The 23263-nt window shown below is 46.3% G+C and carries 32 protein-coding genes and 1 pseudogene; 26 read left to right on the forward strand and 7 right to left on the reverse strand.

Annotated elements, in window-relative coordinates; translation table 11 throughout:
• Nucleotides 1-30: 30 nt before the first annotated feature.
• From rplF to prfA, 17 genes are all read left to right on the forward strand, one after another.
• Nucleotides 31-579, forward strand: a complete 549-nt coding sequence (rplF, locus tag QUB08_RS09605; RefSeq protein WP_333074731.1) for a 50S ribosomal protein L6 — start codon at nucleotides 31-33, stop codon at nucleotides 577-579.
• Nucleotides 580-581: 2 nt separating this feature from the next.
• Nucleotides 582-944 (forward strand): 50S ribosomal protein L18, encoded by a 363-nt coding sequence (gene rplR / locus QUB08_RS09610; RefSeq protein ID WP_333121173.1) that lies wholly within the window; start codon nucleotides 582-584, stop codon nucleotides 942-944.
• Between the two features lie 131 nt (nucleotides 945-1075).
• Nucleotides 1076-1624, forward strand: coding sequence for a 30S ribosomal protein S5 (rpsE, locus tag QUB08_RS09615; RefSeq protein WP_190745441.1), 549 nt, complete (start codon nucleotides 1076-1078; stop codon nucleotides 1622-1624).
• Nucleotides 1625-1770: 146 nt separating this feature from the next.
• Nucleotides 1771-2217: a 50S ribosomal protein L15 gene (gene rplO, locus QUB08_RS09620; protein WP_333082088.1), complete on the forward strand. Its 447-nt coding sequence runs from the start codon at nucleotides 1771-1773 to the stop codon at nucleotides 2215-2217.
• A 103-nt stretch (nucleotides 2218-2320) separates the two neighbouring features.
• A complete protein-coding gene (gene secY / locus QUB08_RS09625; protein WP_333074732.1) occupies nucleotides 2321-3625 on the forward strand; it encodes a preprotein translocase subunit SecY in 1305 nt (434 codons plus the stop codon).
• A 5-nt stretch (nucleotides 3626-3630) separates the two neighbouring features.
• Nucleotides 3631-4215 (forward strand): adenylate kinase, encoded by a 585-nt coding sequence (locus tag QUB08_RS09630; RefSeq protein ID WP_333224542.1) that lies wholly within the window; start codon nucleotides 3631-3633, stop codon nucleotides 4213-4215.
• A 292-nt stretch (nucleotides 4216-4507) separates the two neighbouring features.
• Entirely contained in the window at nucleotides 4508-4732 is a 225-nt protein-coding gene (gene infA, locus QUB08_RS09635; RefSeq protein ID WP_006276978.1) for a translation initiation factor IF-1, read from the forward strand.
• A gap of 368 nt (nucleotides 4733-5100) precedes the next feature.
• The gene (gene rpmJ / locus QUB08_RS09640; RefSeq protein WP_015178722.1) at nucleotides 5101-5214 is read left to right on the forward strand and encodes a 50S ribosomal protein L36; all 114 of its coding nucleotides are present in this window, start codon (nucleotides 5101-5103) and stop codon (nucleotides 5212-5214) included.
• 83 nt (nucleotides 5215-5297) lie between these two features.
• Nucleotides 5298-5681, forward strand: a complete 384-nt coding sequence (rpsM, locus tag QUB08_RS09645; protein WP_006634981.1) for a 30S ribosomal protein S13 — start codon at nucleotides 5298-5300, stop codon at nucleotides 5679-5681.
• Between the two features lie 84 nt (nucleotides 5682-5765).
• Nucleotides 5766-6164 carry a 30S ribosomal protein S11 gene (rpsK, locus tag QUB08_RS09650; protein WP_332978136.1) on the forward strand — a complete coding sequence of 133 codons (399 nt, stop codon included), beginning with the start codon at nucleotides 5766-5768 and terminating at the stop codon, nucleotides 6162-6164.
• 174 nt (nucleotides 6165-6338) lie between these two features.
• Nucleotides 6339-7283, forward strand: coding sequence for a DNA-directed RNA polymerase subunit alpha (locus tag QUB08_RS09655; protein ID WP_333057810.1), 945 nt, complete (start codon nucleotides 6339-6341; stop codon nucleotides 7281-7283).
• Nucleotides 7284-7408: 125 nt separating this feature from the next.
• Nucleotides 7409-7759 carry a 50S ribosomal protein L17 gene (rplQ, locus tag QUB08_RS09660; protein ID WP_242719721.1) on the forward strand — a complete coding sequence of 117 codons (351 nt, stop codon included), beginning with the start codon at nucleotides 7409-7411 and terminating at the stop codon, nucleotides 7757-7759.
• 29 nt (nucleotides 7760-7788) lie between these two features.
• Nucleotides 7789-8631 carry a tRNA pseudouridine(38-40) synthase TruA gene (gene truA, locus QUB08_RS09665; protein ID WP_333224544.1) on the forward strand — a complete coding sequence of 281 codons (843 nt, stop codon included), beginning with the start codon at nucleotides 7789-7791 and terminating at the stop codon, nucleotides 8629-8631.
• Between the two features lie 139 nt (nucleotides 8632-8770).
• Nucleotides 8771-9226: a 50S ribosomal protein L13 gene (rplM, locus tag QUB08_RS09670; RefSeq protein WP_015178725.1), complete on the forward strand. Its 456-nt coding sequence runs from the start codon at nucleotides 8771-8773 to the stop codon at nucleotides 9224-9226.
• Nucleotides 9226-9639 carry a 30S ribosomal protein S9 gene (rpsI, locus tag QUB08_RS09675; RefSeq protein WP_194067224.1) on the forward strand — a complete coding sequence of 138 codons (414 nt, stop codon included), beginning with the start codon at nucleotides 9226-9228 and terminating at the stop codon, nucleotides 9637-9639. Before rplM ends, rpsI begins: the two co-directional genes overlap by 1 nt.
• A 196-nt stretch (nucleotides 9640-9835) precedes the next feature.
• Nucleotides 9836-10144 carry a 50S ribosomal protein L31 gene (rpmE, locus tag QUB08_RS09680; protein ID WP_333224546.1) on the forward strand — a complete coding sequence of 103 codons (309 nt, stop codon included), beginning with the start codon at nucleotides 9836-9838 and terminating at the stop codon, nucleotides 10142-10144.
• A gap of 361 nt (nucleotides 10145-10505) precedes the next feature.
• Nucleotides 10506-11600 carry a peptide chain release factor 1 gene (gene prfA / locus QUB08_RS09685; RefSeq protein ID WP_333224548.1) on the forward strand — a complete coding sequence of 365 codons (1095 nt, stop codon included), beginning with the start codon at nucleotides 10506-10508 and terminating at the stop codon, nucleotides 11598-11600.
• Nucleotides 11601-11615: 15 nt separating this feature from the next.
• Here prfA and QUB08_RS09690 read toward each other — a convergent pair whose 3' ends face one another.
• Complete coding sequence (locus tag QUB08_RS09690) at nucleotides 11616-12053, reverse strand: hypothetical protein (protein ID WP_333224550.1); 438 nt, start codon at nucleotides 12051-12053, stop codon at nucleotides 11616-11618.
• Nucleotides 12054-12286: 233 nt separating this feature from the next.
• Here QUB08_RS09690 and QUB08_RS09695 point away from each other — a divergent pair, with 233 nt between their 5' ends.
• The 5 genes from QUB08_RS09695 to QUB08_RS09715 all read left to right on the forward strand — a co-directional run bounded on the left by QUB08_RS09695 (nucleotide 12287) and on the right by QUB08_RS09715 (nucleotide 14201).
• Nucleotides 12287-12577, forward strand: coding sequence for a helix-turn-helix transcriptional regulator (locus QUB08_RS09695; protein WP_333224551.1), 291 nt, complete (start codon nucleotides 12287-12289; stop codon nucleotides 12575-12577).
• Between the two features lie 52 nt (nucleotides 12578-12629).
• Entirely contained in the window at nucleotides 12630-12995 is a 366-nt protein-coding gene (locus QUB08_RS09700) for a helix-turn-helix domain-containing protein (RefSeq protein ID WP_333224552.1), read from the forward strand.
• Nucleotides 12996-13026: 31 nt separating this feature from the next.
• Nucleotides 13027-13392: a helix-turn-helix transcriptional regulator gene (locus QUB08_RS09705; protein ID WP_333130221.1), complete on the forward strand. Its 366-nt coding sequence runs from the start codon at nucleotides 13027-13029 to the stop codon at nucleotides 13390-13392.
• Nucleotides 13393-13500: 108 nt separating this feature from the next.
• The gene (locus QUB08_RS09710; protein WP_333224553.1) at nucleotides 13501-13791 is read left to right on the forward strand and encodes a helix-turn-helix transcriptional regulator; all 291 of its coding nucleotides are present in this window, start codon (nucleotides 13501-13503) and stop codon (nucleotides 13789-13791) included.
• Between the two features lie 44 nt (nucleotides 13792-13835).
• A complete protein-coding gene (locus QUB08_RS09715) occupies nucleotides 13836-14201 on the forward strand; it encodes a helix-turn-helix transcriptional regulator (protein WP_333224554.1) in 366 nt (121 codons plus the stop codon).
• A 235-nt stretch (nucleotides 14202-14436) separates the two neighbouring features.
• Here QUB08_RS09715 and QUB08_RS09720 read toward each other — a convergent pair whose 3' ends face one another.
• Nucleotides 14437-15246, reverse strand: a complete 810-nt coding sequence (locus QUB08_RS09720; RefSeq protein ID WP_333224555.1) for a pentapeptide repeat-containing protein — start codon at nucleotides 15244-15246, stop codon at nucleotides 14437-14439.
• A 281-nt stretch (nucleotides 15247-15527) separates the two neighbouring features.
• Between QUB08_RS09720 and QUB08_RS09725 the strand changes: the two genes are divergently transcribed.
• Genes QUB08_RS09725 through QUB08_RS09735 form a run of 3 tightly spaced genes read left to right on the forward strand, consistent with a single transcriptional unit; the run spans nucleotide 15528 to nucleotide 18109 of the window.
• Nucleotides 15528-15926 (forward strand): hypothetical protein, encoded by a 399-nt coding sequence (locus tag QUB08_RS09725; protein WP_333224556.1) that lies wholly within the window; start codon nucleotides 15528-15530, stop codon nucleotides 15924-15926.
• Nucleotides 15927-15938: 12 nt separating this feature from the next.
• Nucleotides 15939-16382 (forward strand): hypothetical protein, encoded by a 444-nt coding sequence (locus QUB08_RS09730; RefSeq protein ID WP_333224557.1) that lies wholly within the window; start codon nucleotides 15939-15941, stop codon nucleotides 16380-16382.
• Between the two features lie 41 nt (nucleotides 16383-16423).
• Nucleotides 16424-18109, forward strand: coding sequence for a serine/threonine-protein kinase (locus QUB08_RS09735; protein ID WP_333224558.1), 1686 nt, complete (start codon nucleotides 16424-16426; stop codon nucleotides 18107-18109).
• A gap of 69 nt (nucleotides 18110-18178) precedes the next feature.
• Here the strand turns inward: QUB08_RS09735 and QUB08_RS09740 are convergent, their stop codons facing one another.
• The 3 genes and pseudogenes from QUB08_RS09740 to QUB08_RS09750 form a co-directional block, all read right to left on the reverse strand.
• Nucleotides 18179-18553, reverse strand: a complete 375-nt coding sequence (locus QUB08_RS09740) for a DUF433 domain-containing protein (protein WP_333224559.1) — start codon at nucleotides 18551-18553, stop codon at nucleotides 18179-18181.
• 89 nt (nucleotides 18554-18642) lie between these two features.
• Complete coding sequence (locus QUB08_RS09745; RefSeq protein ID WP_333224560.1) at nucleotides 18643-19011, reverse strand: XisI protein; 369 nt, start codon at nucleotides 19009-19011, stop codon at nucleotides 18643-18645.
• A pseudogene (locus QUB08_RS09750) lies at nucleotides 18999-19477 on the reverse strand (element excision factor XisH family protein). The gene QUB08_RS09745 and the pseudogene QUB08_RS09750 overlap by 13 nt, the downstream one beginning before the upstream one ends.
• A gap of 293 nt (nucleotides 19478-19770) precedes the next feature.
• Here QUB08_RS09750 and QUB08_RS09755 point away from each other — a divergent pair.
• Complete coding sequence (locus tag QUB08_RS09755; RefSeq protein WP_333224562.1) at nucleotides 19771-21471, forward strand: ABC-F family ATP-binding cassette domain-containing protein; 1701 nt, start codon at nucleotides 19771-19773, stop codon at nucleotides 21469-21471.
• A gap of 51 nt (nucleotides 21472-21522) precedes the next feature.
• On the opposite strand, the gene QUB08_RS09760 is transcribed toward QUB08_RS09755, so the two are convergent.
• Both QUB08_RS09760 and QUB08_RS09765 read right to left on the reverse strand, forming a co-directional pair.
• Complete coding sequence (locus QUB08_RS09760; RefSeq protein WP_333224563.1) at nucleotides 21523-21951, reverse strand: hypothetical protein; 429 nt, start codon at nucleotides 21949-21951, stop codon at nucleotides 21523-21525.
• A 30-nt stretch (nucleotides 21952-21981) separates the two neighbouring features.
• Entirely contained in the window at nucleotides 21982-22899 is a 918-nt protein-coding gene (locus QUB08_RS09765; RefSeq protein WP_333224564.1) for a fructosamine kinase family protein, read from the reverse strand.
• Between the last annotated feature and the right edge of the window lie 364 nt (nucleotides 22900-23263).

Below are 23263 nucleotides of genomic sequence, written 5' to 3' on the forward strand. Positions count from 1 at the left end.
CTAATAACTAAAAACAAAGGACAAAAAACTATGTCGCGAATTGGCAAGCGTCCGATTAGCATTCCCACTAAAGTCACCATCACCCTAGACGGTCAAAAAGTAGCCGTCAAAGGCCCTAAAGGTGAACTTTCCCGAGTAATCCCAGCGGAAATCCTCATGGGAATTGAAGGCGAGACTTTACTCGTTACCCGCCGAGACGAATCTCGCGTCGCCAGACAACTGCACGGCTTGTGCCGCACCCTAGTCGCCAACATGGTCGAAGGTGTATCCCAAGGTTTTCAGCGGCGTCTCGAAATTATCGGTACAGGTTATCGGGCACAGGTTCAAGGACGGAACCTGATTTTAAACGTCGGTTACAGCAAACCCGTTGAAATGCCCCCTCCAGAAGGCATCACAATGGCAGTTGAAGGCAACACCAACGTCATTGTCTCCGGCATTGACAAAGAACTCGTAGGCAACACAGCAGCCCGCATCCGCGCGGTGCGTCCGCCCGAAGTCTATAAGGGCAAAGGCATTCGCTACAGCGGCGAAGTCGTCCGGCGCAAAGCTGGTAAAACAGGCAAAACAGGTAAGAAGTAACAATGAAGCTTACTCGCAAAGAATCAGTCCAGCGCAGACACCGCCGGGTGCGGCGCAAGGTGTTCGGCACCGCCGAACGTCCCAGACTAGCGGTATTTCGCTCGGATCAGCACATCTACGCTCAAGTAATCGACGACACGGCACAGCACACTTTGGCTGCTGCGTCAACCCTCGATCCCGAATTGAAGTCAAATCTCAGTTCTGGCGGCAACTGCTCCGCGAGCGTGCAAGTCGGTCAGTTGATTGCCAAACGCTGTTCCAGCGCTGGCATAGTCAAAGTCGTATTTGATCGCGGGGGCAACCTCTATCACGGTCGTGTCAAAGCCCTCGCAGAAGCAGCTCGCGAAGCCGGGTTAGACTTTTAGGAAGAAGGAAGAAGGAAGAAGGAAGAAGGAAGAAGGAAAAAAGAATATACAACAAAATTCTTAATTCCTAATTGTTAATTTCTCATTTCCAACTACCAGTTACTAATCCCCAATTCCCAAAAAACAAAACTATGGCAGAACAAAAAGAACAGCGCAACAAGAAAAAAAGCAGCAGCAACAACAAAGGGCGCGAAAAAGAATCCGAATGGCAAGAACGGGTTGTTCAGATTCGTCGCGTTACCAAAGTAGTTAAAGGCGGTAAAAAACTTAGCTTCCGCGCCATAGTCATTATCGGCAACGAACGCGGTCAAGTTGGAGTTGGAGTCGGCAAAGCTAGTGACGTAATCGGTGCCGTTAAAAAAGGCGTCGCTGACGGCAAAAAGCACCTAATTGAAGTCCCCCTCACCAAATCTAACTCCATCCCTCACCCCATCAACGGTGACGGTGGCGGAGCTAAAGTCATGATGCGGCCAGCCGCTCCGGGAACCGGGGTAATTGCAGGGGGAGCAGTGCGAACTGTTCTCGAACTAGCAGGAGTCCGCAATATCTTAGCCAAACAGCTAGGTTCTGGAAATCCCTTAAACAACGCCCGAGCCGCAGTCAATGCCCTCTCCACCCTCCGCACCTTGTCCGAAGTTGCTCAAGAGCGCGGAATTCCAGTAGAAAATCTCTACGGTTAGGGCACGCGAGAATGGGAAACTGTAAGTTTTGAGTGTTAAGTGCTTGCGGTGAAAATAAAAAAATCCGCAACTTAAAACTCACGCACTCAAAACTACTGCGTACCCGCTCTCTAAATACCAATTACCAATTACCAATTACTAAAACTATGAGATTGCAAGACGCCCGACCCAAAGCAGGCTCCCAAAAGCGCCCCCGACGCTTGGGCAGAGGTATTTCTGCCGGTCAAGGCGCGAGCTCCGGCAAAGGGATGCGCGGTCAAAAATCTAGAGCCGGTAGCGGCACTAGACCCGGTTTTGAAGGAGGTCAAAATCCTCTCTACCGCCGTCTCCCCAAGTTGAAAAGCTTCCCTCTAGTGAACCGGAAAGAGTACACTACCATTAATGTAAGTAAATTAGCATCGCTGCCAGCAAACACCGAAGTTACTCTCACCTCTTTGATCCAAGCAAAAATTGTCACCACAGACGATGGGCCGCTGAAAATCTTAGGAGATGGTGAACTGAATGTACCCTTGCAAGTGCGCGCCTCGGCTTTTACCGCAGGTGCTCGCGCCAAAATTGAAGCTGCAGGCGGAAGTTGCGAATTAGTTGCGTGAAGATTTTGAGGTTTGAGAGTCTGTCCAAATCTCAAATCCTCAAGCTTGCTATCAGAAAATGATTTAGTCGAAAATCCCAAATCTAAAATCCAAAATCGTAACTATGGACGTTAGTAGAGAAAAAGCGCCAACTGCACAAGAGACGTTCATGCAGATGGCTCAAGCTGCTGGTTTACGAGGCCGCATCCTCGTAACCCTTGGCTTACTGATTTTAGTACGCCTGGGTGTCCACTTGCCAGTCCCCGGCATCGATCGAGTCGCCTTTGCCCAAAACGTCCAAAATAGCCCTTTAATTGGCTTTTTGGATTTGTTCTCAGGAGGCGGCTTGTCAGCTTTGGGGATTTTCGCGCTGGGGATTTTGCCCTACATTAATGCTTCAATTATTGTGCAACTTCTAACGGCGGCTCTGCCCAGCTTAGAAGACTTGCAGAAAAATGAAGGAGAAGCAGGGCGACGCAAGATTTCTCAAATTACTCGCTACGTTTCTTTGGGCTGGGCAATTCTGCAAAGTATTGGCATTGCGATTTGGGTCAGCCCTTTTGCTCAATCTCCATCGCCTTTATTCATAGCACAAACTGCTTTGGCTCTGACAGCCGGCTCAATGTTTGTGATGTGGATATCGGAAGTGGTGACGGAGCGAGGTATCGGGAACGGAGCGTCGCTGCTGATTTTTATCAATATTGTGTCGGTATTGCCGCGCTCTTTGGGACAAACTTTTGAATTGGCTCAAAGTGGGGACACGCAAGTTGTCGGCCGTGTAGTCGTTCTGCTGCTGGTCTTTTTGGTGACGATTGTCGGGATTGTTTTTGTTCAGGAAGGTACTCGCCGCATTCCGATTATTTCGGCTCGTCGCCAAGTCGGCCGCAAAGTTTATCGGGAGAGCCGGAGCTATCTGCCCCTGCGCTTGAATCAAGGCGGAGTGATGCCGATTATTTTTGCATCTTCGGTGTTGATTGTGCCTTCTTTCCTCGCTCAGTCTCTCAATAACCCGTTTTTGGTTCAAGTTGCTAATGTTTTGAGTCCGAACGGCCCTGCCCCTTGGGCTTACGCGCTGTTTTATCTAACTTTGATTCTGTTCTTCAGCTATTTCTACGCTTCGTTGATTGTCAACCCCGTAGATATGTCTCAGAATTTGAAAAAAATGGGCGCCAGCATTCCTGGAATTCGTCCGGGTCAGAAAACGAGTGATTATGTGGAGAAGGTTTTGAACCGTTTGACTTTCTTGGGAGCGATTTTTCTCGGTCTGGTGGCCATTGTACCAACTGCTGTAGAAAGCGCGATCGGCGTGCAAACTTTTAGAGGTTTTGGCGCAACTTCCCTACTGATTCTAGTAGGTGTGGCGATCGAAACTGCTAAGCAAATTCAAACTTACGTCATCTCCCAGCGATATGAAGGAATGGTGAAGTAATCGTAATGCAATTTATTTTCATGGGGCCTCCAGGGGCGGGAAAGGGAACTCAGGCTCAGATATTAGCCGCTCTCTGGAAAATACCCCACATTTCTACGGGCGAAATCCTGCGCGCCTGCGTGGTGGCGAAAACTGCCTTGGGTCTAAAGGCGCAAGCCTACATGGACAGGGGTGAGTTGGTTCCCGACCAATTGCTGATGGATATCGTGCAGGAACGCTTGAATGAACCGGACGCTAATGCTGGCTGGATTCTTGACGGCTTTCCTCGCACAGTTGCCCAGGCAACTTTTTTAGACAAACTGCTGCAGGAGCGATTCGGTGCCGAGGGGAGTACATCGAACCCCAAATTTGGTCTCAAAGCTGTTAATCTCGACGTGCCTGACGACATTTTGGTGTCTCGCCTGCTGTCGCGGGGCCGGCAGGATGACAATGAGGAGACGATCCGGCGTCGGTTGCAAGTTTATCGCGAGCAAACTGAGCCTTTGATTGATTTTTACAGCGGCCGTCAACAGTTAGTTGCGGTTGATGGCGATCGAGCAATGGAATTAGTCACCGCAGAACTGCAACAATCTCTCTCTGGCGACTCTTGAACCCTCTCAATACAGCTTGTTACTCACAAGCTTTTGCTAAGATATGTTAACTAGGAGCTTTTTGTGCTATCAGGTTTTGTGAGGGTTGCTAGAGACCGGATTGAACTCCATACTAATTGCCACAACTTTACTCAAGTAAAGCTAAAACAAGTGGTTGGTTGAGTATTAAAGTCGATCAAGTCGCCCGAATTCTTGCCCCCCTTCCCGTTTGACTCCTACCACTAAATAGGTTTTAAGGCAAACAGCGGGACACTCCTAGTTAATCAAATGTAGAGTTGAGGTAAATACCAAATTGTCTAAGCAAGATTTAATTGAAATGGAAGGGACAGTGACGGAATCCCTGCCCAATGCGATGTTTCGCGTTGACCTAGATAATGGGTTTAACGTGCTGGCTCACATTTCCGGCAAGATCCGCCGCAACTACATCAAAATTCTGCCTGGCGATCGCGTCAAAGTCGAATTGACTCCCTATGACTTGACCAAAGGCAGGATTACTTATCGCCTTCGGAAAAAATAGGCTTAGATAAAACTTTCTAAAAACTAATTCTAAGTTTAATTTAGAGAGAATTTGGTAAAAAGCTTCAAATTTATGCTATAATGCTACGTTTGTAGTGTTGCCGAGAAGGGCGTCAACAACCCACCGGTGTACCGGGTTAAGTCATTGTTACACCGTAAAAGTATCGCTCGCCAACACTCTGGCGCAGGCGAACTTTACCCAGCAATGGGAGTGGGTGCAAGCGGGCTCCTTCATGAAACAACCCGCACTTTATACAATTTAATCGAGGAGAGGCCTACACCTTGCCCAGCCTCTCCTCCCACCGCTCTACGGGCAGTCCCAGCGTGCCTGCTCTCCGGTAGAGCGGGGTTCTCCAGGCAGGAAGAAAGATGAAAGTTCGAGCATCTGTCAAAAAAATTTGTGAGAAATGTCGCGTCATCCGCCGTCGCGGTCGAGTGATGGTGATATGCACTAACCCGAAACACAAACAACGCCAAGGTTAGAAAAAAGCAAGATTGGGCACTGCACGCAGGTGCATCCTAATTGAACATTGTAGCCAAACAGGAAAACTAGGGAGACAAAAAGTGTGGCACGGATTGCCGGGGTAGACCTTCCACGCGATAAGCGCGTCGAAATAGGTCTGACATACATTTACGGAATAGGCTTGTCGCGGGCCCAAAAAATTATCGCTGCAACAGGCGTAAATCCTGACACTCGCGTCAAGGATTTAACAGAGGCCGACGTGACAGCTCTGCGGGCTCATGTAGAAACAACATACCAAATCGAAGGAGACCTCCGGCGCTGGGAGTCAATGAACATCAAGCGCCTGATGGACATCGGAACTTATCGCGGTCGGCGTCACCGTTTGGGTCTGCCGGTGCGGGGACAACGAACCCGTACCAACGCCAGAACCCGTCGTGGCGTCCGCCGAACAGTTGCGGGCAAGAAAAAGGCACCTTCCAAGAAGTAACATCTTTTTTGGAAAAATACGCTGGGGGCTGCTGGCTCCTAGCGCTTCGGGACATTAGTTGAGAGAAACGTTAAAGAGACTAATATGGCGCGACCACAAACAGGCAAGAAATCTGGTGCAAAAAAGCAGAAACGGAATGTACCCAATGGGGTAGGCTACATCCAGTCTACCTTTAACAACACGATTGTAACTATTACCGACCTCAACGGCGAAGTGATATCCTGGGCATCGGCAGGTTCCAGCGGTTTTAAAGGAGCTAAAAAGGGAACTCCCTTTGCCGCTCAAACAGCAGCAGAAAGTGCTGCCCGCAGAGCCAACGACCAAGGAATGCGCCAAATAGAAGTAATGGTGAGCGGGCCTGGAGCAGGTAGAGAAACTGCAATCCGGGCGCTGCAAGGGGCGGGACTGGAAATCACCCTGATTAGAGATGTTACCCCAATTCCTCACAACGGCTGTCGCCCTCCCAAGCGGCGTAGAGTCTAAAACGATTTGAGATTTTAGATTTTAGATTTTGGATAATGGCTAACTGCTTAAAGTCACAAACTAATGGTTCTAACTGTTGCCCCGTCCATCCAAAATCCGAAATCCGTTCAGGGGTATGCTCTGCAATCTAAAATCCAAAATCAAAAATCCAAAGTGGAAAAGGGAGGTCACTCCGTGGCGCAGTTTCAAATTGAATGTATAGAGTCTAACACTGACAAAGACCGCAGTCAGTACGGAAAATTTGTCCTGGAACCGCTCGATCGCGGTCAAGGAACAACTGTTGGGAATGCGCTTCGGCGAGTTCTGCTGTCAAACTTGGAAGGAACGGCAGTAACTTCAGTCCGAATCGCGGGCGTCAATCACGAGTTTGCCACGATCGAAGGGGTACGTGAGGATGTTCTAGAAATTCTCCTGAACATGAAAGAGGTCGTCCTCAAAACTCATTCTCAGCAGCCGCAAATCGGCAGGTTGCGGATTGAGGGGCCCGTCACCGTTACGGCGGATCGATTCGATTTGCCCTCAGAGGTGGAATTGATCGATCGCTCCCAGTACATTGCAACTCTCTCCCCAGGCTCAGTTCTGGAAATGGAATTCAGAATAGAAAAAGGCATCGGATACCGAGCAGTAGACCGCAGTCGCGATGATGGATCGGCTTTGGATTTTCTCCAAATTGACGCCATCTTTATGCCGATTCGCAGAGTCAACTACAGCGTTGAAGATGCTCGGGTAGGCGGTACAGTCGAGAAAGACCGGCTGATTATGGAAATCTGGACTGATGGCAGCGTGACTCCTCAAGAAGCTTTGAGTCAATCTGCCAACATCCTGGTAGATTTATTTTCACCTCTCAAAGACATCACCCAAGATTCTCTCAAACCAGAGTATCCAGGTGAAGCCGATCCTACTAGCCAAATTCCGATCGAAGAATTGCAGTTGTCCGTCCGGGCTTACAACTGTCTCAAGCGGGCTCAGATCAACTCAGTCGCAGACTTATTGGATTATACCCAAGAAGACTTGCTCGAGATCAAGAATTTCGGGCAGAAGTCCGCAGAAGAAGTGATTGAAGCTTTACAAAAACGCTTGGGCATTACCTTGCCCCAGGAAAAATCAGCTAAAAGTTAATCAACGGGTAACGGGTAAAAAAGTTCTGAATTTTAAGTAGGTGAGTTTTTAAGTTAAAGAATTCACCGCTCAAAACTCGCGCACTATCCCCACGCCCAATTACCAATTACCAATTACCAACTGCCATGCGTCACCGCTGTCGCGTTCCCCAACTCAGCAAACCGGCTGACCAGCGCCGCGCCCTACTGCGCTCGCTGACCACCGAATTAATCCGCCACGGTAAAATCACTACCACTCTAGCCCGCGCCAAAGCGCTGCGCTCAGAGGCGGACAGGATGATTACCCTGGCAAAAGATGGCTCCTTGGCCGCTCGCCGCCAAGCTATGGGCTATATCTACGATAAACAGTTAGTACACGCCTTGTTTGAGGCGGCACAAGAACGGTACGGCTCGCGCAACGGCGGCTACACCCGCGTAGTACGAACAGTCCCCCGTCAGGGAGACAATTCCGAAATGGCGATCGTTGAACTGGTTTAATTCTATTTTGGGTTGGAGATTTGTGATTTATGACTGACAATCCAAAATCCCCAACCGACAATCCCCAATCGATACAGCGCGTTGCTCTAGTAATCCAATACCTCGGCACTAACTTTCACGGTTGGCAGCGACAGCCGAACCAGCGTACAGTACAAGAAGAAATTGAAACAGCAATATCGACTGTTCTGGAACGCCCGGTAACGCTGCACGCTGCTGGGAGAACCGATGCGGGAGTTCACGCCGCTGCTCAAGTAGCCCATTTTGATGCCCACGGCCCAATTCCGGCTCACCGCTGGGCAAGTGTTCTCAACTCTCGACTGGCAAAAGATATTTTAATTCGAGCTTCGGCAAAGGTGGAACCTACCTGGCACGCTCGGTTCTCAGCCAGTTGGCGGCGCTATCGCTACACCCTTTATACAGACCCGACCCCTAATTTGTTTGTGCGTCCTTTTGCTTGGCACTGCTATCACGCCCCTGTGGATGAATCTTTGATTCAGACAGCTTTGACACCGCTAATCGGGCGGCATCACCTAGCTGCTTTCCACCGCGCGGGCTCTGCCCGCCCCCATTCCTGGGTGGACGTACAAGCGGCAGAGTGTCAGCGTTCTGGGCCTCTTATCTATATTGAGGTTCAGGCGAGCGGGTTTCTGTACGGGATGATGCGGCTGCTGGTGGGGTTGCTGGTGCAGGTGGGTCGCGGGGAAAGGCCGATCGACAATTTCACAGATATCTGGGTCAACGAACGCCGGGAAATGGTAAAATATGCCGCTCCCGCTCAAGGTTTGTGCCTGCTGCGGGTTGGCTATTCAGAATTTCCCTTTCCCCCAGATGTCTGGTACGACACTCAGCCAAAATTAGTCATTAGTCATTAGTCATTAGTCATTAGTCATTAGTCATTAGGTAACTACTAATAAAAAACTAAGGACAACTAACAATTAAAAACTGACAACTGACAACTGACAACTGACAACTAACAACAGTTAACAGTTAATAGACAACTAACAACAAACAATGAACAAAACTTACGTCCCTACTCAAGACTCCCTAGAGCACAAGTGGTACGTGGTCGATGCCGCCGACCAGCGGCTGGGCCGTCTGGCAACTGAAGTTGCCATGTACCTCCGGGGAAAACACAAACCGACTTACACTCCTTCTATGGATACCGGCGACTTCGTAATTGTCATCAATGCGGACAAAATCGCTGTTACTGGCAAAAAACGCACCCAGAAAATCTACCGCCGCCATTCTGGAAGACCGGGCGGCATGAAAACAGAAACTTTTGCCAAATTGCAAGCACGTTTGCCAGAAAGAATTGTCGAAGAAGCTATTCGGGGAATGCTTCCTCACACTTCTCTGGGCAGACAACTGTTTACTAAACTGAAGGTGTACGCTGGCCCCAACCACCCGCACCAAGCTCAAAAACCAGAAGAATTAATTGTTCACACGATTCCGGGAGGAAATGAGTAATGCAAGCAACAGATACATCGGGTCGCGCTGTGTACTGGGGTACCGGCCGCCGCAAGTGTTCCGTAGCGCGGGTGCGCTTGGTTCCCGGCACTGGCATACTGACAGTCAATGGTAAAGAGGGGGATTTGTACCTGCAATTCAATCCTACTTATTTGGCTCTGGCTAAGGCCCCTCTGGAAACTTTGGGTCTGGAAAATGAGTACGACATTTTGGTAAAAGTCGAAGGCGGTGGCTTGACAGGTCAGGCTGACTCGATTCGCTTGGGTGTCGCTAGAGCACTTTGTCAATTAGACCCGGACAACCGCAAGCCTCTGAAGACTGAGGGCTATTTGACTCGCGACCCGCGGGCCAAAGAACGGAAAAAGTACGGTTTGCGGAAAGCTCGCAAAGCTCCTCAATACTCGAAGCGGTAATCCAGGGAAGAAGGAAGAGGGAAGAGGGAAGAAGGCAAAATTATCCAGATTCTATCTTCCTTTTTTTTTCAAGTCTATTTCCTACGATCGATCGCTGGTTCCAACAGATATAAGGCAAAATTCGTGCTGTTGTTGGTGTACAAGTCCTGCGGCAGCTAAAATGGTTGTAAAGTCAAAAATTAGAGAGTAAAAAACAATGGCAAAAGAAGGCATTCACCCTGAGTGGTATCCCGAATCTCAGGTTTATTGCAACGGGGAACTTGTGATGACTGTGGGATCAACTAGACCAAAGCTTCAAGTTGATGTCTGGTCGGGAAATCATCCTTTCTATACTGGCACTCAGAAGATTATTGATACTGAAGGTCGTGTGGAGCGCTTTATGCGGAAATACGGCATGACCGAGGTAGAAATGCCGAAGGCAGATGCTTCCTCTGGGCCGCTGAAAATGGAAGAGCCGAAAGCAGATGCTGCTAAGGCTGCTGGTAAAGGCAAAAAGAAGAAGTAGCCGGATTGTCATTTGTCCGCAGTTTTTTGAGAGTAGTTTTTGCTACCGACAACTTACCGCCCTCGGATTTTAGATTTTAGATTGAAGACTTCGCTAGGCAGGCAGTGGAGTTCGATCGAGTAGAGATTGATCGACATTCTATCCTAACTGCTCTTGATTTCTAAAATCTAAAATCTAAAATCTAAAATCTAAAATCGATCCGCCCTCGGATGGGAGAGTTTAGATTGAAGACTTCGCTATGCAGGCAGTTGAGTTCGATAGAGTTGAGTTAGATCGAGATTCTATCCCAACTGTTCTTCAAATCTAAAATCTAAAATCTAAAATCTAAAATTTAAAATCGATTGACAAAGGACAACTGACAATGGCTGAATCTTATTTGCTGGATAAATTGAAGTCGGTAGAGCAAACTTTTAATGAGTTGACTCGCCGCATGGCTGACCCGGATGTGGCTAGGGACAATCAAGAGTTTCAACGGGTAGCGAAAGCTCGATCGTCCTTGGAGGAAGTGGTCGATACTTTTGCTCTGTGGAAAACGACTCAGGAAGATTTAGTAGGTACGCGACAGGTTCTCAAGGAAGCCGCGGGCGATCGAGATATGCAAGAAATGGCTGCGCTGGAAGTTCAGGAACTTGAGTCGAAGCTGGAGAATTTGGAAAGTCGTTTGAAGGTTTTGTTGCTCCCCCGCGACCCGAACGATGACAAGAATATTATGCTGGAAATTCGGGCGGGTACGGGCGGAGATGAGGCTAGTATTTGGGCGGGAGATTTGCTGCGGCTGTATTCGCGCTACGCTCAAACTCAAGGCTGGCAGGTGAAGTTGGTGAGCGAGTCGCTGGCGGAAATGGGCGGCTTTAAAGAGGTGATTCTGGAAATTACAGGCGACAGCGTTTACAGTAAGCTGAAGTTTGAGGCTGGCGTACACCGGGTGCAGCGAGTGCCTGTGACTGAGGCTGGCGGTCGGGTGCATACTTCGACGGCGACGGTGGCTGTGATGCCGGAGGTTGATGATGTGGAGATTCACATCGATCCGAAGGATATTGAGATGAGTACGGCTCGATCGGGCGGCGCTGGCGGTCAAAACGTCAACAAGGTGGAAACTGCTGCGGATTTGTTTCACAAGCCGACGGGAATTCGGATTTTCTGTACTGAGGAGCGCAGTCAGTTGCAGAATAAGGAGCGGGCGATGCAGATTTTGCGGGCTAAGCTCTATGAGATGAAGTTGCGGGAGCAGCAGGATGAGGTGAAGTCGCGGCGTTTGGCTCAGGTTGGTACTGGTTCGCGATCGGAAAAGATTCGCACTTACAACTATAAGGACAATCGGGCTACGGACCACCGTTTGGGGGAAAATTTCTCGCTCAATAGTGTTTTGGAAGGGGATATTGAGGAGATTATTCAAACTTGCATTTCTCAGGATCAGCAGGAACGTTTGGTTGAGTTGGCTGCTTCTACTAATTGATGGAGTGATGGGGGGCTAGGCGCATTGTTTGCTCAGCCTCAGTCCCCTTGTGACGCGGGAGATATGGTTGAGTAGGGCTTCCCAAATTGCATCGGCGATCGCCACTGGATATTTGAAATGTTCGAGGTCGTATTGTACAATGACTTCTAGGGGTGCTAGGATTTGCTGGTTTCGACAACTGGCAATTGCTGCGATCGCCTCTTGTTGCCATCTGGCAAATAGTCTGTAGCTGAAAAAGGAACTGCATTTTTGTCCTTTCTTGTTCAGGTAAACGACTATCACTTGATGTTGTTTGGGGTAGACTTTGACTATGTGTTTTACGGGCATTCTCAGGGCTTCGGCGGCTTCCGTTTTGGAAATTTGCCAGCACTGGGGTTTTAGCCAACCGGAGGCTGTGAGGCTTTGACGGTTGCGACGTGAGTTGTGGGTGTTTTGGCTGCGTCTTTTGGTCATTTTTCGAGATTCCAGGATCGTGAGGGCTACTGCCATTCACTAAAACTATATTTATACTTTTCATTTTATACTCAACTGACTGGTATGTCAATAATTACAAGTTAAAATTTAAATGAGAATGATTTATAAATTGATCGGTTTACTTGCAGGTAAAGCCTAGTCGCTTTTAAGTCGTGAACAACATCCAAAATAGAGAAAAACTTAGTGAAATTATCAAAACAGCGCGCGGAACAATGAGTCAGCGAGCGTTTGGTAAGCTTTTGGGCGTTTCCGCTACCGCTGTTCAGCTTTGGGAAAGGGGCGATACTGTTCCCGATACTGAAAACTTGGCTAAGCTCGCCGCGCGATCGGGTTATACGCTGGAAGAATTTCTGAGATTGTTGGACGGAAAACCTGTCTCAGATCCGTTAGATATCCAACAGATTGTTACTAAAATCAAGTTCTTGCCTTTAACTCAGGTGGCGGCGATTGTTCGAGCTGGTGTGGAGCGCTTGGCGGCGGCTGCTGAGGTTTCTGGAGATTAAGGCTGGAATCAAAATCAATTGGATATTACACTGAGTTATGTGTGATTAAGTGGTGGCTGATATCGTGGACGCAGAAGCTAAGAAAAAACTGAGTGAGGTTGTTAAATTAGCGCGGGGCTCGATGAGTCTGACTGCTTTTGGCAAGCTGTTGGGAGTTTCTGCTGCTTCTGTCTTGTATTGGGAAAAGGGGCAGGTACTTCCAGATACGAAAAATTTGACTCAGATTGCGACAAGAGCAGGCTTTACGATGGAAGAGCTCATGGCTCACCTCGAAGGCAAGCCGGTCCAGGAACCTCTGGATACCAACGAGCTGCTTAAGAAAATTCAATGTATGCCACTGAGTGACTTAGCAGTGATTGTTCGAGCTGGTATGGAGCGACTGGCTGCTGCTGCTGTAGCTTCTGGAAAGTATGGTTGATGTTCTGTAAACTGGGAATTGTGGTTATCTGGTGGCTGATACCGTGAACGCAGAAGCTAAGAAAAAATTGATCGAGATTGTCAAACTAGCTCGCGGTTCGATGAGTCAGCGGGCATTCGGCAAGCTTCTGGGCGTCTCTGCGACTGCGGTTCAGTTGTGGGAAAAAGGTCAGAGCATCCCAGATACAGAAAATTTGGCTCAGATTGCTGTGAGGGCCGGGTTTACACTTGAAGAGCTGCTCGCTCATCTGGAAGGCAAACCCATGCGTGAACCGGTAGATACTAACGATCTGCTGAAAAAAATTCAATGTATACCAATTAGTGAGTTAGCCGTGGTTGGTAGAGCTGTGATGGATAGACTCGCGGCGGCGGCTGAGTCGTCTGGGAAATATAGTTGATGTATCACTTCGTAAGTAGACTGGTAGATACGGTTGAGTAACCTTCGAGTCGTGAACATCCAAAATAGACAAAAACTTAGCGAAATCATCAAAACTGCTCGCGGAACAATGAGTCAGCGAGCGTTTGGTAAGCTTTTGGGCGTTTCCGCTACCGCTGTTCAGCTTTGGGAAAGGGGCGATACGGTTCCTGATACTGAAAACTTGGCTAAGCTCGCTGCCAGAGCTGGTTATTCGCTGGAAGAACTTCTGAGATTTTTGGATGGGAAGCCAGTTTCAGAGCCGTTAGATATTCAAGATATTGTCAAAAAAATTCAGTTTTTGCCTCTGAGCCAGGTGGCGCTAATTGGCAAAGCTGTAGCGGATAGATTCGCTGCATCGGCTGAAGCTGCTGGGGAATGAGTATTAGCCAGATTTATCGGTAAACTAGGAGTTGTGTTTATCTGGTGACTAATACTGTGGACGCAGAAGCTAAGAAAAAACTGAGCGAAGTTGTGAAGCTAGCCCGTGGCGACCTGAGTTTTAGCGCTTTTGGTAGGCTATTGGGCGTCTCTGGGGCTGCTGTTCAGTATTGGGAAAAGGGTCAGGTGCTCCCGGATACGAAAAATTTGACTCAGATTGCGGCAAGAGCGGGCTTTACGATGGAAGAGTTAATAGCTCATCTCGAAGGCAAGCCAATGCCAGAACCTGTCAATACCAACGACTTGCTTAAAAAAATTCAATGTATGCCGATCGCACATTTGGCGGTAATTGTCCGAGCGGGCGTGGAGCGGCTGGCTAATGCTGCTGAGTCTTCAGGCAAGTACAGTTGAGCGGGTACGAGCCGATCGCCCTTAAAAATTTCCACCACTCGTGCATATCACAAATTGAGTAATTTGTCAAGGCAAAATCTACTTTGTTAGGGAGTGCGATCGCCCTTATGCACTTACGCACTCCAAGCAAAGAAACCGGGTTTTTTACCGAATCTGCGGGATACAACGCGTCTTATCGTAAAAAACCCGGTTTCTGGACCCCTATGCGATCGCCCTTATGGAAAAACCACTCGCCCTATCCCTGACTCAATATGTCTAAAAACTCTTGGACAATGTGATCGGGTTCTTCTGTGCATCTTTGGGCGTCGCAATAGTGGATGATGCTGATACCGTGAGATGCAAACAGGCGATCGCGCGTTTCATCTTTTTCTGTGTCGGGATGCCATATTTCCAGAATACCCCATTTGCCTTGGTGGAATATGAGGAAATCTGGTTCTTGGTTTTGTCGGCCTGCGGGTGTGGTGAGGCGGGCTTTGGAGTTGGGGAAAAAGAGCGTGTTTGTGCGATCGAGGGCTTCGGCAATTTTTACTTGTTCTTGGCTGTGAAAGCGCAAATCATTCCAGTGATAAATCCGTTCTTTTATGGTAGACAAAATTCCTTGGTTATCTGTGTTTTCAACCTTGATAATTTCATCTGATACCGTTTTATTATCAGATATATTTGCACCCTGTAAATCTGTTGACGAATCAGACTCACTTAAGTTTGCGAATGATACTCTGGCTCCGCTTAAGTCAGCACCGCTGAGATTAACTCCAATAACTTGAGTTCGATGTAAAGTCACTTGATGTCGCCGCAAGTATCGTTTGATAACTGCTTTAATATTACTTTTTTTTACTTTTTCCTCAAATGCTTCTGAGAGTAACTTCCAGAGTTTATAGCCAGCGGCTTTAATATATTCATCATCATATTTAGAAAATTTAGCAATTTCCTCATAAGACTGTCTGCCTTCCCAGCACTGTTTGAAAATTAGCTCTTGCACGTCGTTCAACTGTTCGTCGTCATCTAGGACTGTTTCGACAATGGCGAGAGCTTCATCCACAGTCATGAGTTAAATCCTCTTAAAGGTAGTGTCCGAGTTGAGGTGGCGATCGTAGGATGCGTGGAATTTTGCCCATCCTTGCACCTTTGTGTGAATAGATTTTAGCACATCAGAGCCGATGTCGCTACTTTTTATCACTTTTTGTCACTTTTAATCGCTGCAAAGCTGAGGTCGTGTTGGTAGAGTGATATGAAATAGTTGTTTTTCCTGTAACTACCTCAAGCAATCTGTCCAATTTAATTTCAGTATATTTACTCAATTACTAGGATTGAAACAGGAGGATTTAGTTGAAGTTTCAAAAGGCTACTGTACAAATATACTTTTTGGAAGTGCCACTTAAGCAAACAAAAGAATTCCTCACTGACTGGGAGCAACTGGCCACATCTCTCAAAAAAAATCCCGATCTAATTTCTATCCATCTTCATAAAGAGTTTGGTAAATCACCTAGATGGTTTATATATGCTTCCTGGAAATCTTCTAAAGACAGGCACCAAGCAACAGCTAGAGAAAAAATTAACTCTTTGCTTTCCGACTGGGTAATTCAAGAGATGCCTACCCTATATGAATTAATCAGAAAAGATGATAACCCTAAAAAAAACAGTTTCACACTCTCAACTAATTTACTTTTTTTTATTATTTGGATTGCAGCCATAATAGCTGTAGGAATTATTTTGGCTTTAAGATAGAGGAGCAAATAAATGTCATCATTAGAAACGTTCGGCTGGATACTTCTAGCAGGAGTATTTTGGGATTTTGTCACAAGCTTACTCGGTATAGTTGGTATTTTAGGAGTGACTGATTTAAAAATAGAATATTTTTTGGTTTACATAAGTGCCATAGTAGGAAGTGGGTTGATTTTGTGGCTGAGTGCAAATTCAAGGGCAATTTGGTCAAAATCTGCTGATGACTTTCAGAGAGATGTGCTGCGACCATTTCACATAGTAGCTGTAATTTTTGATGCTTATACTTCTTACTTAGGAACTGCACAAACCATTTTACTAAGGAATAGCAGAACAGCTTTTATTACTATTGGTTTTGGCGAGGTCTGGCAGAAAACTACTTTTGAGCAGAAAATGATACTGCTGTTAATAACAGCCCTTGTAACCCTGAGTCCTATTGCCTGGTCTAGATTGCGCCGATAATGCAAATATATAAAACCCGATCAAATAATTATTTTTTATTTATGAGTGGTTGGCAACGTGGGGAAAAATTAAATAATAGTAAATACACCATAGAAGGAGAGCTAGGAAAGGGGGGGTTTGGTATCACCTATCTAGCCAAAGACAGCACAGGAAAAGAAGTAGTTATTAAAACCCTCAATGCTAATGTGCAAAAGCGTCCAGACTTTAATGAATTTCAAAAGCGTTTTCTGGATGAAGCACAACGGCTTAGGAAATGCCAGCACAAGAATATCGTCAAGTTTTATGATTTATTTCTAGAGGGGCGACTATGGTGCATAGCTATGGAGTATATTAAGGGTGAAAATTTAGCAGATATTGTTAGAAAAAAAGGCGTTTTATCGCTATCTGTTGCCTTAGAATATATTCGGCAGGTTGGTGATGCGTTAGCATTTGCTCACTCACAAGGTATGCTACATAGAGACGTAAAACCAGAAAATATTGTTTTAAAAAATCAGTTAGAAGTTGTACTAATCGATTTTGGGATTGCCCGTGAATTTACTCCTAACCAAACGAATAGTCTGACTCAGTTTTTGTCAGAGGGTTATGCACCACTTGAGCAGTATTATCGCCGACACAGACCAGGAAATTATACCGATGTTTATGCTTTGGCTGCAACACTTTATGTACTCTTAACTGGTTATATCCAGGGAGGATATGAGCATCGATTACCACGATCGATAGATAGAGATGATTCCATAAAAAACTTTAAAAAAGATCCTTTAATACCACCAAATCAGATCAATAAAAATCTTAGCAATTATATAAATCTAGCCATCCTTAAGGGGCTGGAAATTCATCCAAAAAATAGACCACAAACTGTAGAGGAGTGGTTAGGATTTCTTCAACCGAACTTGACGATATCTCAACAGGTCCAATTATCTTATACAGGAGTAAAGTTACTTTCACAAACAGCCGGAACTAACTTTATACAAAATCCTAGTATATCTCAAATTGCAACCAAATGTGTTGTTGGTATCAAATCATTTTCACAAGCAAATGCCAGCAATTTAAAACAATATATACAACTCCATCCATTATTTATATGCGTTATTTTTGTGTGTGTCACAGTCATTTATTTTTATTCACCTTATCTCACTTTTTGTTGTCAACCTGACTATCCTCCTGAAGCGCCTCCTTCTACTGAATTATCCCCTCAAAAAACCGAAACCTCGCCTACGCCTACAAGAAAAGATACTCCACCCATTTTAGATCCTAAAAAATCATCAGAAACAAATGCACAAACTTTTGATGCACAGTACCTACCACTACAAAAGCTACTAGCATCTAAAAATTTCAAAGAAGCCGATCGAGAAACTCTACAGGTTATGCTTGTGGTCGCTAAGCGAGAGAGAGAAGGCTGGCTTGATGTGAAAAATATTGATAATTTTCCTTGCGAGACTCTCCGAACAATTAATCAATTATGGGTAAATTATAGTAATGGACATTTTGGGTTTAGCGCTCAAAAGCAGATCTGGGTTAGTGTAGGTGGTCAAACAGGTGTTTATGATGTAGTAGTTGCCGATCGTTTCATTGGGCGCGTAGGATGGGTAGACCAAAAATACAATAGTGTTACTTATAAACTTTCTGAACCTTCAGGACACTTGCCTTTTGAAATTAATACTCGTGTTTGGAACTTTGGTGCCCCTTATATAGCTAATAGACTTGAAAGTTGTAATATTTCTGAGTAGATATCAAAAGGTTTTTGAAGTTCGATCGCACTTAACAAATAAGAAAAAGCAATCTTGCTCTAAAAATCATCAGCTTGATACAGCAAGTCTAGCTTTTCGTGCCTGAAGTTTTGCCCAAGCTGCCTGTCGATCGGGCTTTGGCGGCATTCCTGCAATCTGAGCGAGTCGATCGCGATTGCGCTCTTCCCAATACTGCCGGATTTCTTCTGCCTGTTGCAAAACTATTTGATACTCTGCCTCTACTTCAGTACGATTTGTTTCAATATAGGACATTGCTGCGTTGAATTGTTCCTCGGTTATGTAAAACTGATTGTGGATTAGCTTGGGTGGATAGCCAGCGCAGATGTAATCCATGAGTTGATAAAGTGTAATCCGCGTACCTGCGATCGTGAGTCCGCGCTCAGTGCGAATAATGGTTGATTTTCCGCTTGATACCGAAGTCATAGTTCTAACCTTTAAGCGATTATCTTCATTTTACCTTACTGTATCGACTCATAAATTCTCGCCCTCCAATTCAAATCGCTTCCACTCCATCATACTTTCAAAGATTCTCGCTGCTGCTCCCTAGTAGGCACTCCATAAGCACTATAAAGTCTAACATCAGGCGGTTGAAGCCCCAAAACAATGGATTCGGCAGGAACTCCCGCTGCAACTAACTCCTCAGCAATCAGGCGATCGGTATTATTTGCTTGAATCCACACCTGACCGTCAATAATATCAATATGAATCACGCAATGGTGAATACCCTGCTCATTAAACCAACCTATATTTATTAACATATAACGGTCATTTTCCAGATCAAAAATTATTTCATTTTGGAGCCCACTGTCAAAAACGGGAATCTCAGCGTATTCAGTAAGGAGCTGCTTAACAAGTTTGCGATAATTATTTAAGCTATCCATTGTACTATTTCCTCTATTTTTGGGTTGAAAAAAACCAAATTTAGGCGGTTATTATATCGCAATATCTGACCAAAATTTTCCCCTTCAAAAAGCTCTGTAAAAGCATTTAGTGGAATCGCAAGATACAGTTGTCTTTCTGATTCGGTTCGTTTTAAGATGTCATAGTAAAGAGTATATTGACCCAAAGCTGGCTCTAAATCTGCCATTCTAGACTCTCCGATCAAACTTTTAACTTCAACGGCTATCTTGCGATCGTTGTTCTCAGCAGCTAATAGCTGTTGGGTACCAAAATCGATAGGTTTCTCTTCGCCCAAGGCAAGGGATACGGATCGTGGGTAGTTGTCCAGCCAGCCTTAATGAGAGCCTGTTTGACAACTTGATGATAAATGTCTCTTGCTGGCACGATCGCTCTCTTTTGCGATCGAGGTTGACACTGACTATTATAATGTGCAGAAATCTCAACCATTATGCGAGAAATTCAATCTGAAACAACACGATCGCCCGTTAGCGAAGCCCTCGAAGAGGATCGCCCCACTCAAATAGTCCTGCCCCCACATCGAGGCCAGAAACCGGGTTTCTTCGTATATCTCTAGCTGAGAATGTGCGATTTTTCAGAGAAACCCCGTTTCTTCGCGTAACTCCTACCAAATCAAAATCTGGCAATACCCTAAATATAATTAAAATTTGTTAAGATTAACTCGACCTCAGCGCCGGCATCCCATCCGCCGCTAAACCAGCCCTTCCCCAGTCCCCACAACAATGCTGCGACTCGAACACATCAGTAAAATTTACCCCACAGGCGTCGTACTCAAAGATGTCACCTGGGAAGTCAAGCCAGGCGATCGCATCGGCTTAGTAGGCGTTAACGGTGCCGGCAAATCCACCCAACTCAAAATCATCGCCGGCGAAATCGAACCCACCGCAGGCGAAGTCATTCGCCCCGCCAGCCTCCACATCGCCTACCTCTCCCAAGAATTTGAAGTAGATCCGACTCGCACCGTCAGAGAAGAATTTTGGCGCGCCTTCAGCGAAGCCAACGAAGTCCACGAATCCCTGATGCAAGTGCATCGAGACTTGGAAGCCTCCACCCCAGAAAATCTCGACGAACTGATCCACAAAATGGATCGGCTGCAACGGCAATTTGAAGGCCTAAACGGCTACGGTTTAGAAGCCCAAATCGAGAAAATTCTCCCCGAAATCGGATTTGAACCCGAAGACGGCGATCGATTAGTCAGCGCCTTCAGCGGCGGCTGGCAAATGCGGATGAGTTTGGGCAAAATTCTCCTGCAAAAACCCGACATCCTGCTACTAGACGAACCTACCAACCACCTAGACTTAGAAACCATCGAATGGCTGGAAGTATACCTGAAAGGGCTGACAACCCCGATGGTAATCGTATCCCATGACCGGGAATTTCTCGATCGGCTCTGCACCCAAATCGTCGAAACCGAACGCGGCGTTTCCACCACCTACCTCGGCAACTACTCCTCCTACCTGCTGCAAAAAGCAGAAGCCAGAGAAGCCCAACTCAGCGCCTACGAAAGCCAGCAAAAAGAACTCGAAAAACAGCAAGCATTCGTAGAAAAATTCCGCGCCAGCGCCACTCGCAGCACCCAAGCCAAAAGCCGCGAGAAACAGTTAGACAAAATCGAACGCATCGAAGCGCCCACAGGCGGATTAAAAACTTTGCATTTCCGCTTTCCCCCCGCACCCCGCAGCGGCCGCGAAGTAGCAATAATTGAAGATTTGGTCCACACCTACGGCGAAAAAATCCTATTTTTGGGAGCAGACTTATTAATTGAAAGGGGCGATCGCATAGCCTTTCTCGGCCCCAACGGCGCGGGCAAATCCACCCTGCTGCGACTGATTATGGGCTTGGAAAAGCCGACTGAAGGTACGGTCAAATTGGGAGGCCACAACGTCATCCCCGGTTACTTTGAACAGAATCAGGCAGAAGCCTTAGATTTGAATAAAAGCGTGATCGAAACCATTCACGACGAAGTACCAGACTGGAAAAATGAAGAAGTTCGGACTTTGTTGGGGCGGTTTTTGTTTACCGGCGAAACAGTATTCAAACAAGTCGGCGCTTTAAGCGGCGGAGAAAAAGCCCGTCTGGCTTTAGCAAAGATGCTATTGACTCCCGTGAATTTGCTAATTTTGGACGAGCCGACAAATCACCTCGACATTCCGGCGAAAGAGATGATGGAAGAAGCGATTCAGAATTATGACGGTACCGTAATTATCGTTTCGCACGATCGCTATTTCATCTCCCAAGTCGCTAACAAAATAGTCGAGATTCGGGACGGAGAGTTTCGCCCTTATTTGGGAGATTACCACTACTATCTCGATAAAATAGCTGAAGAAAAAGAGCTAGCCAAGTTAGCCAAACTTGAAGCAGAAAAAGCAGCTAAAAAAGCAGAAAAAGAAGCGAAGAAAAAAGCAACAGCTAAGCAAAAATAAAGTCTCCAAAACCAAGAAATCAGGACACGGCAATGCCGTGTCCCTACAATACTAACGACTACCTCTACCACCGGACTTTTGCCTAAAAAATGGATTCGGGGAAATCAGACACTCCTCCAAATCATCATCTAAATCCCTAGGAAATCCATAATCTGCCCTATACTTACTCAATTGATTCTTTCGGCCAAACAAAAGAGTTTCTCGATCTTGCTGAAATAGCAATGTATCGTCAAATCCGTTGATTTTGTAAAATTCTTGGCTGCTAGTATTTCCCGCAACGGAAGCGACAGTAACTCCGTTAGAAGAACGGCCTTTGAAGCAAATTCTATTTTGTTTCTCAGCAATCTGAATGTATCGAGAACCACCACCGTGATAGACACCCACTTGCAAGGGTAAAGCTGCTAAAGACTTTCCAGGCGTAAGGCCTGTCAAAAACAAAATGATAAATCCTAACTTGATGCCGCAGTGCGGGTACTTCATTTTTGAGAGAATCCAGATACTACTTAAGCTTTAACCCAAGATTCGATTAATCATCTGATTCGCCTGGGACGCATAAGTCCCCCCAAACAAATTAAAATGATTTAAAATGTGATATAAATTGTAAAGAGTTTTGCGTTTTTCATACCCTAAATCCAACGGCCCAACCTGATTATATCCTCGATAAAACTCCGCTGGAAACCCACCAAATAACTCCGTCATCGCAAGATCAACTTCTCGATCGCCAAAATATGCCGCCGGGTCAAAAATCACCGGTTCCCCCGCAGATGTCACCCCCGCATTCCCCCCCCACAAATCCCCGTGAACTAGTGAAGGTTGAGGTTCGTAACCTGCTAACAACTCAGGAATTACCTTTAATAAACGTTCCCCTTGCGGAAAATGACCGCCCCGACGCCTAGCCAATTTTAACTGATAAGCAATCCGATGTTCTGCCCAAAATTCTGCCCAATTTGCCGTCCAATTATTAATTTGTATAGTTGAGCCGATCGTATTATTAATATCCCAACCAAAACATCCCCTCAATAAGCCCGAATTAGGCTCTTCTCCCCCCCTTAGCAAGGGGGGGTTGGGGGGGGTGTATTTGTGCATTTCGGCGAGTTTTCGCCCCATTTCTTCCCAAGCTCGATCGCCCCCGCGTCCTCCCAAATCCAGCCATTCCAGCACAATGTAAGCCCAATTCCCCTCAGTTCCCCAGCAAATCGGCTCAGGTACTCGAATCGTCTGGGTTTTCCCCATTTGCTGCAAACCCAGCGCTTCAGCTTCAAACATCGCGACTTGGGAAGCTTGATTGATTTTCACGAAGTAAGTGCGGGAACTGCTGCTGATATAATAGCCTTGATTGATGCAGCCACCGCTGACCGAACGGCGATTTTCGATAGAAAAGGTTTCTCCGGTTGTTTCACAGATGTGCGCGGCAATTTTCTCCCACATAGCATGAAATCGTGTTGAGGGTTGAGGGCGATCGAAATTACTTTAACAGGTATAGCAAATTAAAAATTAATCAGCAAAAACAACAAAGCTTAATTAGCAAAAACAACAAACCACCTATCTGTACAGAGAGGTGGTTTTGTTTAAAAGTGGTTGCAGGGATAGAGCTATTTTCGAGCTGCAGTGACGCGGTAAATATATTAGCAACCGGGGCGTTTAACAAGCGATAAAGGGATAGTATCCCAGTGGTGCCACTGGGTGTTTTGACACTACAAAAAAAAATAAGGGTAAAAAACCCTGAAGACTGCAGAGAATTAAGTCATCATGATCACCATGTCGAAAAAGAGGTCAAGCCCTCGGTCTATTA

The sequence above is a fragment of the Microcoleus sp. BR0-C5 genome (genome assembly GCF_036705045.1).
Lineage (GTDB): Bacteria > Cyanobacteriota > Cyanobacteriia > Cyanobacteriales > Microcoleaceae > Microcoleus.